16 protein-coding genes are annotated in these 19207 nt (G+C 31.8%); 6 read left to right on the top strand and 10 right to left on the bottom strand.

Going from position 1 to position 19207, the window contains the following annotated elements:
- From OA85_RS11635 to OA85_RS11620, 4 genes are all read left to right on the top strand, one after another.
- On the top strand, nt 1–1105 hold a 1105-nt coding region (locus OA85_RS11635; RefSeq protein WP_039109901.1), incomplete at its 5' end, for a gliding motility-associated C-terminal domain-containing protein.
- Between the two features lie 151 nt (nt 1106–1256).
- Nucleotides 1257–2165, top strand: coding sequence for a type IX secretion system membrane protein PorP/SprF (locus tag OA85_RS11630; protein ID WP_039109900.1), 909 nt, complete (start codon nt 1257–1259; stop codon nt 2163–2165).
- A gap of 11 nt (nt 2166–2176) precedes the next feature.
- Nucleotides 2177–2581, top strand: coding sequence for a hypothetical protein (locus tag OA85_RS11625; protein ID WP_039109899.1), 405 nt, complete (start codon nt 2177–2179; stop codon nt 2579–2581).
- A gap of 36 nt (nt 2582–2617) precedes the next feature.
- The gene (locus OA85_RS11620) at nt 2618–4558 is read left to right on the top strand and encodes an OmpA family protein (protein WP_039109898.1); all 1941 of its coding nucleotides are present in this window, start codon (nt 2618–2620) and stop codon (nt 4556–4558) included.
- 333 nt (nt 4559–4891) lie between these two features.
- Here the strand turns inward: OA85_RS11620 and OA85_RS11615 are convergent, their stop codons facing one another.
- From OA85_RS11615 to OA85_RS11585, 7 genes are all read right to left on the bottom strand, one after another.
- Complete coding sequence (locus tag OA85_RS11615; protein ID WP_039109897.1) at nt 4892–5398, bottom strand: CAP domain-containing protein; 507 nt, start codon at nt 5396–5398, stop codon at nt 4892–4894.
- Between the two features lie 166 nt (nt 5399–5564).
- Entirely contained in the window at nt 5565–6209 is a 645-nt protein-coding gene (pdxH, locus tag OA85_RS11610; RefSeq protein WP_039109896.1) for a pyridoxamine 5'-phosphate oxidase, read from the bottom strand.
- Between the two features lie 101 nt (nt 6210–6310).
- Nucleotides 6311–7216 carry a ribonuclease Z gene (locus tag OA85_RS11605; RefSeq protein ID WP_039109895.1) on the bottom strand — a complete coding sequence of 302 codons (906 nt, stop codon included), beginning with the start codon at nt 7214–7216 and terminating at the stop codon, nt 6311–6313.
- Nucleotides 7217–7288: 72 nt separating this feature from the next.
- Complete coding sequence (locus OA85_RS11600) at nt 7289–7621, bottom strand: hypothetical protein (protein ID WP_039109894.1); 333 nt, start codon at nt 7619–7621, stop codon at nt 7289–7291.
- Between the two features lie 74 nt (nt 7622–7695).
- Nucleotides 7696–8622, bottom strand: a complete 927-nt coding sequence (locus tag OA85_RS11595) for an aspartate carbamoyltransferase catalytic subunit (RefSeq protein WP_039109893.1) — start codon at nt 8620–8622, stop codon at nt 7696–7698.
- A gap of 55 nt (nt 8623–8677) precedes the next feature.
- On the bottom strand, nt 8678–9217 hold the full coding sequence (gene pyrR, locus OA85_RS11590) for a bifunctional pyr operon transcriptional regulator/uracil phosphoribosyltransferase PyrR (RefSeq protein ID WP_035672748.1): 540 nt from the start codon (nt 9215–9217) through the stop codon (nt 8678–8680).
- An 85-nt stretch (nt 9218–9302) separates the two neighbouring features.
- Entirely contained in the window at nt 9303–10487 is a 1185-nt protein-coding gene (locus tag OA85_RS11585) for a DUF418 domain-containing protein (RefSeq protein ID WP_039109892.1), read from the bottom strand.
- A gap of 211 nt (nt 10488–10698) precedes the next feature.
- Between OA85_RS11585 and OA85_RS17495 the strand changes: the two genes are divergently transcribed.
- Both OA85_RS17495 and OA85_RS11580 read left to right on the top strand, forming a co-directional pair.
- Nucleotides 10699–10872 (top strand): hypothetical protein, encoded by a 174-nt coding sequence (locus OA85_RS17495; RefSeq protein ID WP_197056077.1) that lies wholly within the window; start codon nt 10699–10701, stop codon nt 10870–10872.
- 198 nt (nt 10873–11070) lie between these two features.
- Nucleotides 11071–12906, top strand: a complete 1836-nt coding sequence (locus tag OA85_RS11580) for a T9SS type B sorting domain-containing protein (RefSeq protein ID WP_039109891.1) — start codon at nt 11071–11073, stop codon at nt 12904–12906.
- Between the two features lie 68 nt (nt 12907–12974).
- Here the strand turns inward: OA85_RS11580 and OA85_RS11575 are convergent, their stop codons facing one another.
- From OA85_RS11575 to nagB, 3 genes are all read right to left on the bottom strand, one after another.
- Nucleotides 12975–14594: an ABC-F family ATP-binding cassette domain-containing protein gene (locus OA85_RS11575; protein WP_039109890.1), complete on the bottom strand. Its 1620-nt coding sequence runs from the start codon at nt 14592–14594 to the stop codon at nt 12975–12977.
- Nucleotides 14595–14815: 221 nt separating this feature from the next.
- On the bottom strand, nt 14816–16882 hold the full coding sequence (locus OA85_RS11570; protein WP_039109889.1) for a beta-N-acetylhexosaminidase: 2067 nt from the start codon (nt 16880–16882) through the stop codon (nt 14816–14818).
- A gap of 29 nt (nt 16883–16911) precedes the next feature.
- Nucleotides 16912–18849, bottom strand: a complete 1938-nt coding sequence (gene nagB, locus OA85_RS11565; protein ID WP_039109888.1) for a glucosamine-6-phosphate deaminase — start codon at nt 18847–18849, stop codon at nt 16912–16914.
- Between the last annotated feature and the right edge of the window lie 358 nt (nt 18850–19207).

The following is a 19207-nucleotide window of genomic DNA, read 5'->3' as shown; positions in this document are numbered from 1 at the left end:
AGCTTCACAAACTATTAATGTAGTCGATACAACTGCTCCGGTTATTGCCTCGCTTCCTGAAGCCACTACCATATCTTGTTCTGCAACACCCGAATTTACAACAGCTACTGCTACTGACGAATGTGGTTTGGCTGTAACTTTGACTTTCGCTGATGCAACAACTAATGGTGCTTGTACAGGTTCCTATTCTGTAACCAGAACTTGGACTGCGACAGATAATTGTGGAAATGCTACTACAGCATCACAAACCATTAATATTCAAGATACCACTGGTCCTACCACAACTACTGAATTTAATGCAACTATCGATGTCAATTGTGATGCAATTCCTGTAAAACCTGAACTATCATTTATTGATAATTGTTCTACTGCAACTTTAATAAAGTATACTGAAGAAAAAATTAATGTGGTACAGAGCTCCTATTCTCTCGTAAGAAAATGGTTTGTGGCTGATGGCTGTGGAAATGAATCTACGTTTACTCAAATCATTAATGTCAACATTACAAATAGTAATCAAGCAATAACCGGTTCTGTTTGCAACGATGGAGAAATTACAACTGTTGATTTATCGAGTCTGTTACCTACTGGAACTCCTACAAACGGAACTTGGACAAACGTAAATAACACAAGTGGTTTACAAGGAACTGTCCTTAATGCTGCAGGTCTTACAATTGGTGATTATATATTTGAATATAAAATTGACGATGCAACTTGTCCCAGAACGATAAAAATTACAATAACTGTAACGACTGGTTGTGGTGGCATTGTATTGCCTTGTGGAACGATAATAGTTCATAATGCCTTCTCTCCAAATGGAGATGGAATTAATGAAGTATTTGTTATCGACAATATTGACGACACAAATTGTTATCCTGATAATACTGTTGAAATTTACAACCGATGGGGAGTTTTAGTTTTTGATGCTCAAGGCTATAATAACACTACCAAAGCATTCAAAGGCTTCTCTGAAGGCAGATCGACTATTAGTCAATCGTCTGGCTTACCTACTGGAACCTATTTTTATATCTTAAATTATACTTCTATAGACGGTAATGGTAAAGTTCAAACTAATAAAAAAGACGGATATTTGTACCTTAATAAGTAAAAAAAATCCTGAGGACTCTTTATAGTCCTCGGGTTTAATGAAAATAGCAGCAACAGCCCTATTCTTGAGTGATAAACTCTAATCAAATTTATCAACTGACCTGCCGAACTCTTTGGAGTGCGATAGATAATTAAAATAATAAATATCTACTATGAAAACAAAATTATTTTCTTTCGTTTTGATGTTTACAGCCATTGTAAGTTTTGCGCAACAAGATGCACAATTTACTCAATACATGTACAACACAATCAATATTAATCCTGCTTATGCAGGATCTAGAGGTGCTCTTAGTATTTTTGCATTACATCGTACACAATGGGTGGGGCTTGACGGAGCACCAGTAACTAACGCTGTATCCATGAATACACCTCTCAACGGAAGTAATCTGGGATTGGGAGTATCAATTATAAATGATAAAATTGGCCCAACTCATGAGAATACGATTTCGGCTGATCTATCGTATACTATTCCTACTTCAGAGACTTTTAAACTTTCGTTTGGAATTAAAGCAACTGCAAACATATTTGATTTGGATGTCTCTCGCTTAAATCCTGTTGATGATGATCCAAGCTTGCATGATTTCAGTAATAAATTCACTCCAAATATTGGTGCAGGCGTATATTTGCATTCTAATAAAGCCTATGTAGGGTTTTCAATACCTAATTTCATAGAAAGCAATCGGTATGATGATAATGAAGTAGCTATTTTTAAAGAAAAAATTAATTATTACTTAATTGCAGGTTATGTATTTGATATGAATGATTACATAAAATTCAAACCCGCATTATTGACAAAAGTCGTAGGAGGTGCTCCACTTCAAGTTGATGTATCAGGAAATTTCATGTTCAATAACAAGTTTATAGTTGGAGTAGCTTATAGATGGAGTGCCGCAATAAGTGCCATGGCTGGATTTCAGGTTTCGGATGGAATGTATATAGGATACGGTTATGACCATGAAACAACCAATTTAAAACATTATAATTCTGGTTCGCATGAGATTTTCTTGCGCTATGAATTATTCAAAAATAACAATAAAATTACAACCCCAAGATTCTTTTAAAAATAAGTTTTATGAACAAAAACAGGTTTATTTACATAACAATTATAACTATTTTTTCTTTTAAAGGGTATGCACAAAATTCAAAATTTTATGTAACCGATAAAATAAATGACAAGTATGCTTACGTAGATGTCATAAAAACCTATGAAAGAGTCGCTGAAAAAGGATATAAATCAGTAGATCTATTTAAAAAACTGGGAGATTCATATTATCAGAATGCAGAGTTAGACAAAGCCGCTAAATGGTATTGTGAATTATTTGCCATGAACAACACGGATTTAGAACCTAAATATTATTATCAATATGCTATGTCTTTGAAATTTATTGGTCAAATTGACAAAGCCAATGAAATGTTAGTGAAACTAAAACAAAAATCAGAAGCGATAGCAGAGAAAAAAAATCAAAAACAACGATAAAATCACAACTCCAAAATTCTTCTAAAAATAATTATTATGAAAAATAATATACTCCTTTACTTAACAATAATAAGTATTTTTTCTTTTAATACTTATTCTCAAAAAGCAAAATTGGCTACAGCTGATAAAAAGTATGACAACTATGCCTATGTAGACGCTATAAAAACCTATGAAAGGGTTGCTGAAAAAGGGTATAAATCAGCTGATATGTTTAAAAAATTAGGGAACGCTTATTACTTTAATGCCGAGTTAGACAAAGCAGCTAAATGGTATGGAGAATTATTTGCCATGAATACCCCTGATTTAGAACCTGAATATTATTATCGTTATTCTCAGTCTTTGAGATCTATTGGTGAAAATGATAAAGCTAATGAAATGCTGGAATTATTCAATCAAAAACTAGGAAACGACAATAGAGGAAAACTTTTCAAAAAAAATACCAATTATTTAGAAGCGATTAAAGCCAATTCAGGAAGATATCAAGTGGAAGATGCGGGTATTAATTCTAAATACTCTGATTATGGAACAACGATCTATTTAAACAAAATAGTATTTGCTTCAGCAAGGGATACTGGAAGTTTAGGACATAGAAAACACACATGGACCAATCAATATTTTACTAATTTATATTCTGCTGATTTAGGCGATAACATGACTCCTAGCTCTCCTCACAAGTTTAGTGCAACTATAAATTCAAAATTTCATGAATCTACCCCAGCCTTTACAAATGATGGAAAAACCATGTATTTTACCCGAAACAATTATCTTGATGGTAAAAAAGGTAAAGATGGAAATGAAATTACTCTAGTAAAAATATATAAAGCCAGTTTAGAAAACGATAAATGGTCAAATATAACTGAATTACCTTTTGACAGTAACAATTACAGTACAGCACATCCTGCTTTAAGTCCTGATGGAAAAATATTATATTTTGCTTCAGATATGCCTGGAACATTAGGACAGTCTGATTTATATAAAGTAAAAATAAATGATGATGGCACTTTTGGAACACCAGAAAACTTAGGAAATACAATCAATACCGAAGGAAGAGAAACTTTCCCTTTTGTAAATGATGAAAATGAAATTTATTTTGCCTCAGACGGGCACCCCGGTCTTGGAGGTTTAGATGTTTTTGTATCCAAAATAAATCCAGATGGTACTTTTAGCGAGGTTCAGAATGTGGGCGAAAATGTCAATTCTCCTAAAGATGATTTTGCTTATTTAATAGATACAAAATCAAGAAGAGGTTTTTTTAGCTCCAATAGAGATGGTGGACAAGGATACGATGATATTTATAAATTCTTAGAAACCAAAAGGCTTATTTGTGAACAACTTTTATATGGTGAAATTACTGATTTAACTACAGCAGAATTACTTTCAGATGCTAAAATTACTTTATACGACAGTCAATTTAATTTGATAAGCACTACTACTTCTGATGCAAAAGGGAATTATTCTTTTACTGTTGAATGTGGAAAAACCTATAATGTAAGAGCTGAAAAACCAGAATACACCACCAAAGAACAAAAAATCACTATTACTAACGATAAAGGAAAAACATATTTACCGATTGCATTGGAAAAAGAAAAATGTAAAGTAACAGTTGGTGATGATCTAGGTAAATGCTTTGGTATAAAAATGATTTACTTTGACTTTGACAAATCGAATATCAGAATAGAAGCAGCTATCGATTTAGAAAAAATATTAGATGTAATGAGCCAATATCCAACTATGAAACTTGATATACGCTCCCATACTGATAGTCGTGGAACTTTTAAATACAATGAAGCTTTATCTGATAGAAGAGCTAAATCTACTATAAACTGGTTAATCAAAAACGGGATTGATTCAAGCAGATTGACTGGAAAAGGATTCGGTGAATCACAATTAGTGAATAAATGTAGTGATACTGTAGAATGTACTGAAGAAGAACATCAACTTAACAGACGAAGCGAGTTTATTATTACTGCTTTGTAAAAGCAATCAAATCTAAAGGAAGTTGTCTCGATAAGACAGCTTCTTTTTTTATAAAAAAAAGATAGACTTACTTATGCAAAGATGTTATTTAAAATATAATTCTTAAACCTGATTAATAAAATTTACTTTAAATACAAGTTCGTAATTAGAACCATACCAATTCAAAATAAAAAAGTCTAATGAAATAATTTCCATTAGACTTTTTTATAAATAGCAATATGTTTTAATATTTTAAAGTTTACTCTTTTTAGCATTTTTATCTTCTTAATTAAAAAGAGGCTGCCTTTTGGGGGAAAACAGCCTCTAAATACCAAAAATAAACAAAAAATTAACTTATATTTTTGCAAAAATGTTTGTATAATATTTTTTTCCTGTTACTGGGTTTTCTCGAATTGAGATACCAAAATGAGTAAAATTACCTTCAATATTTTCTTTGTGTCCTGGACTAGCTAACCATGCATTTAAAGCAGCTTGAGGCGTACTATAATTATAAGCAATATTTTCGCTTACAGTTTTTGCACCTAATACTTTAATTATATTTTCAGAGCGAGCAACAAAATCATCATGATTAACTACATTATTAGTAATCATATAATTGTCATGTTCTTCTGATTTATAAGAGATATGATTAATTTTTTCTAAAGAATTTAGACCAATACTAACTCTGTAAGCATTAATCAAGTTCATCGTTTCAATTTCAGATGTACTATATGTATAATTAACAACCTTTTGTGTTGAAGCAGCATCCGTCTCTGGTGTTGCAGAAGTATCTGAAGAACAAGAATTCATAGTGCATATCACAGCCACGAGCAATAATGCGCGAAGTAATTTTAGTTTCATAAAGTAGTAGTTTAAGTTTAAAGTAGATTGTGGGGCAAACTTCTTTAATGTATTTACAAATATTGTGCTTTAATTATATTTTAAAACTACACATTTTATCGCTAAACTACCAAATAAAATCGATGAAATGCACAATAAATATTTTTATAAATGTATTTTTCTTACATTATGGAGATAATCGATCAATTTTCCAAGAGAAATCTTTTTGACTTGTGTACCTAATTCTATCATGCAATCTGTTAGGTCTTCCTTGCCAAAATTCAACTTCTAAAGGAGTAACCAAAAATCCTCCCCAATGCTTGGGTCTTGGAATAACCATACTATCAAAATCTTTTTCTAATTGTTTTAGATTTTCTTCTAAAAATTCTCGAGAAGGAACTACTTCGCTTTGGTTTGATACTATCGCTCCTAATTTACTTCCATCAGGTCTGGATTCAAAATAATTATCTGAAATGGCTTCAGTTGTTTTCTGGGCAATCCCTTTTATGATAACTTGACGTTCCATTGTGTGCCAAAAAAAAGAAAGACATACTTTAGGATTTTCGATAATAGCCTTCCCTTTTTCTGAATTATAATTGGTATAAAAAATAAATCCTTCTTCATTGAATTTTTTTAACAAAACAACTCTGGACTTTGGGAAGCCATCCAAACCAATTGTAGAGACCGTCATGGCATTAACTTCTTCGTTAGCACCAAAATCTTCTGCTTCATGAAACCATCTATTAAATAGGTTTATTGGGTCTTCCGGAATATTGGATTCCAGTAACTCACTCTTTTCGTAGGATTTTCTATAATTGCTTAAATCACTCATTTTTTTTATTTTAAGATTGTTCGATTTTAAGATTGTTCGATATAGAATAATCTTAAAAATACGGTATCAATTTTATAGTGCAACAAATAAATTTTCTTTACTTAAAACTCAAAACTTTTTCCATCATCAGCTAAAAGCACTTCTGGAAAAATTGTTTCGGCTTCTTCCTCAAATAGTTCGATGTTTTGATATCTTGTAGAATAATGCCCTAAAATTAATTGCTTCGTATTAGATTTCAAAGCAATCATTGCCGCTTCTTTTGCAGTAGAGTGCAATGTTTTTTTAGCCAGATTTTCTTCTGATTGCAAAAAAGTAGATTCATGGTATAATACATCTACATTTTCAATAATTGGAAGAATGGATTCATTATAAGCAGTATCAGAACAAAAAGCATAGGTTTTAGCAGGAATAGGATCGAATGTTAATTTATCGTTCTCAATGACTCTGCCATCTTCTAGAGTGATGTCTTTGCCGTTTTTTATTTTCTGATAATAACACGTATCGATTTCATAATTTTGAACGGCATCTAAATTTAGTTTCCGCTCCCCTACTTTTTCTTGGAACAAAAAACCATTGGTATAAACACGATGCTTTAACGGAATCGTTTTCACCAAAACCTTTTCATCTTCAAAAATTACTTCACTTTCAAGAGATTCCAATTCATGAAAAACCAATCCATAATTAGTCCAGGAATTAGACAATCGCAATTGTAACTTAATGATTTCTTGAATCCCTTTAGGTCCGTAAATATGTAATTCATTGACTCTGTTAAGCAAGGTAAAAGTCGAGATTAAACCCACTAATCCAAAAAAATGATCCCCATGCAAATGCGAAATAAAAATATGATTGATCTTAGAAAATCTGATTTTGTTTTTGCGTAACTGCACCTGAGTTCCTTCACCACAATCAATCAGAAAAAGTCTGTTTTTTATTTCTAAAATCTGTGCGGTAGGATTGGTAAACGTTCGAGGTGTTGCGGCATAGCAACCAAGTATTGTTAGTTTCAAGTTTTTGTGTATGTGTTATAGCGTATTTGGTTAAATCAATTAAACGGTTAAATAAATAACCGAATACATAATTTAAAAACCTAATTCTCTTTCAATCTCTTCCATCTCAATTATATCATGTGCTTCTAACAAGGAAGGAACTACCGTTAATTTAGCAGGAACTGCATTATAATCAAAATCTGAAGTGACAATAACAAATGACTTTTCACCTTTTTTATGTTGTTTTGATAATGGCAAAAATAACTTTATACTGTCTGTAGATAAATCTTTATAAAGTAAAAGATCAATAATCAAGTTATGCTTTTCAAATGTTTTGTATTGATGCGTTACCTTCATTAAAAAAGAAGTAAAATCACCTTGTGTATCTTTAATTGTAATTGTGTGGCCTTTTTGATCTACTTTCATTTTTTTAAGTTTCAGAAGCTGCGTAACGGCAGACAGGTTACCAAGTAGCTAAGTTACTAAGTTTTTCTTTGAAATTACTGAATTTTTGAAGCCAAAAGATAAATAACAGCCATTCTAATCGCCACACCATTTTCTACTTGATTCAAAATAACTGATTGACTTGAATCGGCTACTTCGCTGGTAATTTCGACACCACGGTTGATAGGCCCCGGATGCATAATTATGATTTCTTTATTCAGTGAATCCAGTAATGTTTTATCAACTCCATATTGTTGCGCATATTCTCTTGTTGATGGAAAATAATTAACATCCATTCTCTCGTTTTGAACACGTAACATATTGGCTACATCACACCATTCAAGCGCTTTTCTCAAATTAGGTTCTACAGTAACTCCAAGGGATTCAATATGCCTTGGAATTAGCGTTTTTGGTCCGCAAACTTTTACCTCTGCCCCTTGCATTTGCAAAGCATATATATTAGATAATGCCACTCTGGAATGCAATACATCACCTACAATGACTACTTTTTTTCCTGCTACTTCTCCTAATTTTTCTCTAATTGAATAACTGTCTAATAACGCTTGTGTAGGATGTTCATGCGCTCCGTCACCAGCATTTACGATACTGGCTTTTACGTTTTTGGATAAAAAATAAGCTGCACCAGGATTAGCATGTCGCATCACCACCATATCCACTTTCATCGAAAGTATATTATTTACTGTATCGATTAGTGTTTCTCCTTTTTTTACTGAAGATTGTGCCGCCGAAAAACTAATTACATCAGCAGATAAACGTTTTTGTGCTAATTCAAAAGAGAGTTTTGTTCGGGTACTGTTTTCGAAAAAAATATTGGCAATAGTAATATCTCGTAAAGAAGGTACTTTCTTAATTGGTCGGTTGATGACTTCTTTAAAATGATCGGCAGTTTCAAAAATTAAGTCAATATCATTCTTGTTGATGTATTTTATTCCTAATAAATGATTTACGCTTAATTCTTTCATTTCTTTTTTACGATTATTAGTTTTTTTAATAGTTAGATTTCAAATATAATGTTGTCTAACTTGTAATTAAATACACGCCATCTTCACCATCATTTTCTTTCCAACTCACTTTCACTTTTTCGTTATTTATGGCATCTACCTGTCTTCCTCTATAATCCGGTTGAATGGGTAAATTACGACTGAAACGTCTGTCAATCAAAACCAGTAATTCAATTTCAGAAGGTCTTCCAAATGATTGAATAGCAGTCAAGGCAGAGCGTATGCTTCTCCCAGTAAATAAAACATCATCAATAAAAATAACTTTCTTATTTTCAACAATAAAATTAATCTTGGTTTTATTTGCTTCTAATGGTTTATCCGTTCTGCGAAAATCATCTCTAAAAAAAGTAATATCCAGATAACCAAGCTTGATTTCAGGAGTTTGGTATTCTTTTTCTAATATTTCTTTCAAACGTTCCGCTAAAAAAACACCTCTTGGTTGGATTCCTACCAAAATAGTGTCTGAAAAATCTAAGTGTTTTTCAATTAACTGACAGGCCAAACGATGTAATATGATAGTAACTTCTTTTGCAGTAAGTAATACTTTTTGACTCATGTTAAAGTGTGTTGTTTGGTTTTGCAAATATACGAATTCCACTTTATGATTTTATAATTATAAAGAGAGAAAATGGTTGCACATATTATTTACCGAATGAAATCCATGTTGCTTTGTGCCAAATATATTCTAAAGGCCCTTGCTTATGGGTTTTAAGCCACCAAGTACAGAATGATAATTGAATAATAAATAATACAATCCCTATCAATAAACAGTATGTTGCACCTGTATATTCAAAAAGACCAAGGCCATACCTATAATAAATAAAGGAACCAATCATGGATTGCATGATATAATTCGTCAAACTCATTTTTCCAAAAGGAATCAATTTAACAAGGACTTTATTAACCGAATCCTTTTGATACAGTAAAACAAAAGTAGAAACGAGTACTAACATAAATGCAACATTTGACCATGAAGCAAAGATTACAGTCAACTTATTGGATAACGTTGCTCTTTTTACTAAGTCGATCATATTGGTCTTTAAAAAATACAATGGAATAAAGAAAACAATCGCATATCGTAATACTTTGCTCCAAAATTGAATATTTTTAACGGTAGTTGTGAAAAGTTGTTTTCTCCCTAATAACATTCCAAACATAAATAAAGCTGGAGCTTGGAAAAACCTTCCATTTTCCCATGACCATAATAAAGAGGCGGTTTTTCCTAATGTCAAGTCTCCAATTACATAATCAACGAAAGATCCATTTTTCATATAATACCCAATGCTTTCATAATAGGCATTAGACAAATTAGGTGGAGCTACATAATCTGGATTTAAAATATAATAAATACATCTTCCCCATTCTAATGGTTGCAACATTAAAATAACGGCAGTAATAAAAACTGCTTTATTGCTCCAATTTACAACCGGTATCAATAAAAGCCCTAAAAAAGCATATAAAGTAAGAATATCACCTTGATAAAATGCCGTATTGATAAGTCCAAAAACCAATAATAGCATCATTCTCCAAAAAAATCGCCCTCTGAAATCATTTCCTTTTTTAGCTTGATTATCATTTTGAATATAAAAACTAAAACCAAATAGCAGTGCAAAAATGGCATACGATTTACCCCCAAAAAGGAAAAATAAAGAATCCCAAACAATTTTATCCAAAGCCACCAACCAAGCTGGGAAATTTTCCGGTAAATAATAATATTCAAAATGTTCAACATTATGAAGTAACATAATTGACATTATTGCAAAACCACGTAAGGCATCGACTACGTCTATCCGAGGAGTTTTTAAATTGAAAGTAATGTTGGTCATTTTATAAATTGGGTTTAAATAGAAATAGTAAAACTCAAAAATATATTTTTTTTGATATAAAAATTAGTTTAAAAAAAATAATTACTAATTATGAACTAACATTTTGTTGTTTTTTCGATAATTATAAAAATTTCACAAGAAACTACAGAAATTATATAACTAATCACTATTCTATTTCTATACTTTTATAATAATCTAAAAACATAAAATCATGCAAAAAGAAATAACAAGATTAATGGTACTTTTTATAATATTACTTTCATTTACAAGCTGTTCTGTAGTAGAAGGAATATTTAAAGCCGGAATGGGCGTAGGTATCTTTATAGTGATTGCTGTAATTGCAATCGTAGCTTTTATTATAAGTAAAATCTTTGGTAAAAAATAAGAAACAATTAAATGTAGTTTAATTAATAATTTAAGGTCATTAAATTAAGGTTGCATAAAATAAAAGTTGTCCAAAATTTCTTTTAGAACAGCTTTTATTATTGCAACTAAAAAATTACTCCAATTCATTGTAGCCACTTATTTTTTTATTTAATAAAAATATAATTATTTTCTTATATTTGAGTAAATAATCATTTTTATGAAGATAAGTTGTTTCTATTTGCTATTTTTCATTTGTTTCTTATCATTTAGTCAAGAAAATTGCAATAATGGTATTGATGATGACGGTGATGGAAAAATTGACTTAAATGATTCTGATTGTATATGTGATACCACTTCAGTTCGCTCCATAATCCCAAATCATTCGTTTGAAGAATTCGATGATTGCCCATACAAATACCCACAGAATTTTATTACAGCTACTTCTTGGACACAAGCCAACAATTCCAGAGTTAATTATATGAATTGTGGCATTGATTTATTAGAAAATGAAATTTATAAATCAGGACTAATGCCGTATCCCGATGGTAGTGGAATTATAGGAAGTCTTTTTACCGGTAATAAAAAAGGGTATGTAGGCACCTGTCTATTATCACCAATGATCGCAGGAGAAGAATACCAACTCACATTAGATATAGCAGCCTTAATCGTTTCCGGATATGCTTCATTAGGCGAGCCAACTAAGAGCGCAGCAGTGAAGAATCATGAACAGCCCTCTTTGGACGAACTCGATTTAGAACCACTTAATATCACTTTATATGGGTCTAACAGCTGCTCAAATCTGCCATTAACTTCTGATGTTTATTATAATATTTTTCAAAGCCCTCCTACTTATGGTCCTAAGTGGATAGAAATAGGAAGTGCGACATATACCCCAGCTTCTAAATGGGAAAAATTAACAATCACTTTCATTCCAACAATAGATATCGAGACTATTATTATTGGTAGTCCTCAAAAATTACCCCTGAGCTATCCCTATGAACCATCGAGAGGACCATATGAAGCACCTATGTTTTTATTTGATAATTTAATATTAAATAAATCCACATTGTTTGGAGTTAATATAAAACGAAGTGGGGCATTTTGTGAAAATAATTTAGTCTTGACAGCCAATCCAACAATAAAAGTTAGCTTAAATGTACAGTATCAGTGGTACAAAGAAGGAATCGCTATTCAAGGAGCAACAAAATCTACCATTTCGATTCCAAACAACACCATTAATTTTGGAAATTACATTATAAAAATAACGGACCATTTAAGTTGCATTTTAAGTTCTCCATACAATGTAAATAATACAATTCCAGAACCAACTGTTTCTATTATTCAGCCAAGTTGCTTCATAAATACAGGTACAATTACGATTACATCGCCTGCAAAGGAATACAGTTTTGATAATGGGAAAACTTGGACAACAAATAATACAGCAACACTTTTAACACCTAAAACCTATTTTATAAAAACAAGAAATGTAGCGAATTGTGAAGCCTCAAAACTAGTAGTGATTAATGATCTTATCAGTTTTCCTGCCATGTACATTGTTAGTCCAATTACGTATGAGCAAAATGCAATTTCTAAAGAATTAACAGCTGGGGGAAGCAATTTATTATGGTACAGGAGCGATTCAGGAGGAATTGGTTCCGAAACTGCTCCTATTCCACAAACCGCAATTCTTGGATCAACTAATTATTATGTAAGTCAATCACTAAATGGTTGTGAAGACTCTAATAGAAAAAAAATAACTGTAGACGTAATTCCAATACCATATTCATTTAAGTATCCGCATTATTTTACGCCAAATGACGATGGGATAAATGACTTATGGAATATTACTGAGCTTGTAAAGCAAAATGAAGCAGTAATCTATATTTATGATCGATATGGAAAATTATTAAAATTAATAACACTTGATGATTTAGGTTGGGATGGAAAATATAATGGGCTTCCATTACCTTCAAGTGATTACTGGTTCAAAGCAGTCTATAAAGAAAATGGTAAAATAACCGAATTTAAATCACATTTTACCTTAAAAAGATAAACCATCATAAAATAATTTCATGATGGTTTAAATAATTATAGCTCTAAAATTTATTAATTTTCAAGAACCTATACGGTATACATTTTCGTTCTCAATTCCTGTACTTTTTCATCATCAAGATAATCATCAAAGGTCATATAACGGTCAATCGCACCATTTGGAGTCAATTCAATAACTCTATTGGCTACCGTTTGAGAGAATTCATGATCATGAGTAGTAAAAATCACAGATCCTTTGAAGTTCTTCAATGAATTATTAAAGGCCGTAATGGACTCTAAATCCAAGTGATTCGTAGGTTCGTCAAGCATTAAGACATTGGCTCTTTCCATCATCATTCGAGATAACATACAACGTACTTTTTCTCCTCCTGATAATACTCTACACGTTTTCAAGGCTTCTTCTCCAGAGAAAATCATTTTCCCAAGGAAACTACGAATATTAACCTCATCACGCTCTTCTTCGGTTTTTACCCATTGACGCAACCAATCTACAAGCGAATAATCACTTTCAAAAAAAGAATGGTTTTCTACTGGTAAATAGGCTTGGTTTGTAGTAACTCCCCAATCGTAAGTTCCTGAATCCGCTTTTTGATTTCCGTTTAAAATTTCGTAGAAAGCTGTTGTTGCACGGGAGTCTTTTGAGAAAAGAACTATTTTATCGCCTTTCGCCATATTCAAATCTACTCCTTTAAACAAAACATCCCCATCTATTGAAGCACTTAAATTTTGTACGTTTAAGATTTGATCTCCAGCTTCACGCTCTTGGTCAAAAATAATGGCAGGATAACGACGACTTGAAGGTTTTATCTCAGAAATATTCAACTTACTAATCATTTTTTTACGAGAAGTAGCTTGTTTTGACTTGGCCACATTCGCACTAAAACGACGAATAAATTCTTCTAATTCCTGTTTCTTTTCTTCCGCTTTCTTATTCTGTTGTGCGCGTTGTTTTGCTGCTAATTGACTTGATTCATACCAAAAAGTATAATTTCCTGAATAATGATTTATTTTACTGAAATCAATATCCGATATGTGGGTACAAACTGAATCTAAAAAGTGTCTGTCGTGAGAAACTACAATTACTGTATTTTCATAATTTGCCAAGAAATTTTCTAACCAAGCGATGGTTTCAAAATCCAAATCATTGGTAGGCTCATCCATAATAAGCAAATCAGGATTTCCAAAAAGTGCTTGTGCCAAAAGGACACGAACTTTTATCTTTCCTTCTAAATCTCCCATTAAAGTATAATGATGCTCTTCTGTAATACCAAGATTAGACAACATTGATGCGGCATCAGAATCAGCATTCCAACCATTCATCTCTTCAAATTGCACTTGCAACTCCCCTATTCTGTCTGCATTTGAATCATTGTAATCTAAATACAAAGCATCCATTTCTTTTTTAATGGCATACAATGTTTTATTCCCCATCATTACAGTCTCAAGAACGGTACTCTCATCAAACATATTATGGTTTTGGTTCAAAACCGACATACGTTTACCTGGCTCTAAATGAATATGTCCTGATGTAGGATCCATTTCTCCAGCAATTATTTTAAGAAAAGTAGATTTTCCAGCACCGTTGGCTCCAATAACTCCGTATATATTACCGTGTGTGAAGGTAGTATTTACTTCGTCAAACAAAATTCGTTTGCCAAACTGAACTGATAAATTATTTACTGTTAACATGAATATTATTTTTTATAAAATTTTTGCAAAAATACGAAAAAAATACTGATTTTTTTTATTCGGAAAATACATTTTTATGAATTGTAATTTGCTTAACATTAAAGTGCTAATCAAAAAAATCCTGACAGAATAATACCTGTCAGGATTGCAATATTAATTTTCTTTAAAACAAACCATTAACCAAATAGAAAAGAAACTAATATTTTATATCGATTTAAAACTTAAAGTAACTTTTTTAAACTATTGTAAACTGCTAATTCTACATCAGCATTCTTCTTAGAATTACATTGTACTAATAAATCATTAATTGTAGCTTGATTTACAGTTTGCTTTTTCTCGATAACAAGTAAAAGTTGTTCTGAAATATCACTTAAACTTTTAGACAAAGGTAAAAGCGGTTGAATTAATGGAGCATTAGCGCTTAAAGTAATTAAGTCCATATTCATGGCCATCCATTTTTTCAAATAATTAGTTACAACAGTTTGATTTTCTAAGCTTTTATTCTCTAAATATTTGTTCACTGCTGTATCAAAATCAAAAACATCTAATGCATCAGCTGTACATGCATCAGCAAATAAAGTAAAAGGAGAATACATGCGATATTTTATTCCATGACTATTACGAGTATATAATTTCAATGGTTCGCAAACATTTGAAAAATCATTCAGAGCACTAGTTTGTTGATTGTTACTAATGTTTCTTAAAATCACCTCCTTATTTCTTATATGTGTAATTCCAAGTTCTTCTAATCTAAAAGAAACCGTTTTTAGTCTTTTATGAAGGCTATTCATATCGGTAACATTTTCATTAGACCACAATCGTTCCGCAATAGCAGCTGTTCTTGGCCAAATTCTTGAATCTATGTTTAAAGGTGTTGCTAGTTCGCTCCACATAGCTGCTTCTCCACCAAGAATCCTTGCTTTTTCTTCAGGAGTCAGGATACTGTTTTTGGGGATTGGATCATTTAGATAATGACTTTCTACACCTAACATTAAATCAATGTAATAGCCATTTGACAAAACTGTTTTATAACCATTTTTTGCGGCTTTGATTAATGACCCTCCCGCCGAAAGCCCTTCATTGGTTCCTCTCCAGGCATGAATAATGGCATCTTTAGACATATTTTCAGTCATTATTTCTTCCCATCCCATTAATTTTTTGTTATGCTTTTTTAACATTGGAACTAACTGCATGGTGAAATACGTTTGCAAATCATGATTATTTGCTAATTTATTTTTCTTCTTGAATTCTTGTATTTTAGGATTTGCATCCCATTCTTTTCCATTGTTTTCATCTCCACCAATATGAAAATAATCACCTGGGAATAAAGGACAAACTTCATCAAAAATTTCACTCAACAATTGATATGTTTTGGGATTTATTGGATCTAATGTTGCATCAAAAATTCCTGATCTTCTTTCGATAGCATAATTTGCAATTGCAGCACTTTGTTTTTTACTTTCAACTGAATTAGATTTTAAATCCACCACTTTGCTGCCTAATTCCGGATATGCCGTTAGTATTGCTGATGCATGTCCTGGAACATCAATTTCTGGAACTACCATAATTCCTCTATCTCCGGCATATTTTACAACATTCTTGATTTCTTCTTGAGTGTAGAACTCTCCGTCTGAAGCCATTTGTGTAAACTTTGGATGGTTTTTCATTTCTATTCGCCATCCTTGATCATCTACTAAATGCCAATGAAAAACGTTCATTTTCATTGAAGCCATAGCATCCAGATTTCTTTTAATCACAGCTACAGGCTGAAAATGCCTTGCGGCATCTATCATCAATCCTCTCCATGTAAACCGTGGTAAATCTGTAATTTCAACTGTTGGAAAATTATATGATTTACTATTATTTTGCAATAATTGCAATAATGTTTCCAAACCATGTAGAGCTCCTAAATCAGTTGTAGCATTAATTTTTATTTTATTGGATTCAATACTAAGTTGATAACTTTCATCTTCATACAATCCTATTTTTCCGTTGCGAACACAATTAATTTGCAATTCAGCTTCTGGATTTTCGTTAATTTTTGTTGAAAAACCTTGCTCAAAAAACAAACCTGTTCTTCCGTCTAATCTTCGCAAGAAGTTAGTTGCTCCTACGAATATTCGAGGATTTGGATTACCGGTAATATTTACTTTAAATCCTTTGCTTAAAGCAAAAGTACCAGCAGTCAAATTTATATTTTGAGGCCACGGCATAAGATCTAATTGTTCTTTTTGTATTTGAGCATTAGAAACAAAAGCACTGAATAATAGGATTAGAATGAATTTCATATTTTTTATCCGTTTTTTAAAAGTATTTTTTAATAGTCAAAACGCTTAAAAGCTTCAATAGCTTCGTATTCAGCAAGACCTAAATCATCGTATAGTTTTGCCGTACTCTTATTACGGTCTTCGGCTCTTACCCAAAATTCTCTAGAGTCGTTCCCTTGAAACATTACTCTGTCTTTTTGAGATTGATGGTATAAAATAGCATGTCTTTTGAGTAAAACCTCATCAGGACTTAATGGCACTGCCATATCAATTTCGTGGATATCCCATTCATGCCAAGCACCGCGGTATAGCCATAACCAACAGTCATTCATGTATGGCTGTGGTTTTAATGCGGCCATAGCAGCAAAAATAGCATTCAGACAAACTTCATGGGTACCATGTGGATCAGCAAGATCGCCAGCGGCAAAAACTTGATGTGGTTTAATTTTAGCAATAATATCTTGAACAATAGCAATATCTTCTGGACCTAAAGGGTTTTTCTTTACTTGTCCTGTTTCATAAAATGGTAAATCTAAAAAATGAGTGTTTTCATCTTTTAATCCAATATATCTTGTAGCAGCATAAGACTCTCTGCGTCTAATCAATCCTTTCAATTTTCTAACCTCAACCGAGTCAACTTCATTTTCTGATTTATTATTTAAAAAATCAATAACTGCTTGAAAATTAATTTTAGTTTTATCATCTCCAACAAAATCGTTACAAACCTCCGCAAATTTGAGTGCTTCATCATCTGTAACTGCAATGTTTCCAGAGGTTTGATAAACCACATGAACATCATGTCCTTGTTTTATTAATTTCGAAAAAGTTCCTCCCATAGAAATCACATCATCATCAGGATGCGGACTAAAAAGGATTACTCTTTTCTTATCAGGATTAGCCCTTTCCGGTCTATGAGAATCGTCAGTATTAGGTTTACCTCCTGGCCATCCGGTTATGGTGTGCTGCAATACATTGAACATATTTATATTCAAGTCGTAAGCAGATCCTTCTAATGCTAAAAGATCAGACATTCCGTTATTATTGTAATCTCTGTCGGTCAATTTCAAAATCGATTGATTGGTACTTTGACACAGCCAAACAATCGCTTTGCTTTTTAATTCTTGAGTCCAAATACACTCACCAACTAACCACGGTGTTTTGAAACGGGTTAATTCTGAAGCTGCCGATTGATCTAAAACGAAAGTGGCATTAGTATGATTTTGCAAAAATGTAGCTGGAACTTCAGAGCTAATATCCCCTTGAATCGTTCTTTTTATTATATCGGCTTTATTTTGGCCCCAAGCCATTAATACAATCCTTTTAGATCTAAGAATCGTAGAAACACCCATGGTAACGGCTCTTTTAGGAACATTATCAATCCCATTAAAATCTGATGAAGCATCGACTCTTGTAATGTGATCCAAAGTAATTATTCGAGTACCTGAGTTGATATGAGATCCCGGTTCATTGAACCCAACGTGACCCGTACGACCAATACCTAATAATTGAAAATCAAGTCCCCCAGCATTTTTAATATTCATTTCATAATCAATGCAATATTGATTCAGCTCTTCAATAGCTATAGTTCCGTCTGGAATATGTACGTTTTCAGGCTTAATATCAATATGATTAAAAAGATGCTGATGCATAAAATAATGATAACTCTGATTGTTCTCTTTAGTCATTGGATAGTATTCATCCAAATTAAAAGTGATTACATTACTAAAACTAAGTCCTTCTTCTTTATGCATTCTAACTAGTTCTTCATACACTTTTATAGGTGAAGAACCTGTAGCCAAACCAAGAACACAAGATTTATTTTTCTCTTGCTTGGATTTAATTAATTCAGCAATTTCTTGAGCTACAATTATAGAAGCTTCTTTTGAGTTTTTGAAAATTTCGTTGTGAATTTTTTCAAATCTAGTTTCTTCAAATTTACCGGCACTTTTATAGCTAATGTCTGGTTTAATTTCTAAAGCACTTTTCATTTTTATTTTATTTATTCGATTTACTTACTTCGTTGATATTAATCATATTACAAATATAAACTGTTGATTTATTCTGCCACAAAAAACTTATTTAAATTATATAAGTCTTTTAGAAACTAAAAAATATTTTTTTTTTAGTAAAATCTATTGATTTTGGTTTTATTTGCTTATCGTGGTATAAAGCTAACTAAAACGTTTTACCTAAAAAAATAAAATATACCAACAGTCAAAAAATTTAAACAAACGACATCATTTATTCAATAATCCGTTCTTAAAAATAGGTCTTATTTTTATAACACCAATTTTAAATTCTTTTATAGAGACTCATTCTCTAAAAAAATTATGATATAAAAAATGG

The sequence above is a fragment of the Flavobacterium sp. AED genome (genome assembly GCF_000812945.1).
Taxonomy (GTDB): Bacteria; Bacteroidota; Bacteroidia; order Flavobacteriales; family Flavobacteriaceae; genus Flavobacterium.
This window is presented reverse-complemented; position numbering and strand designations above follow the sequence as displayed.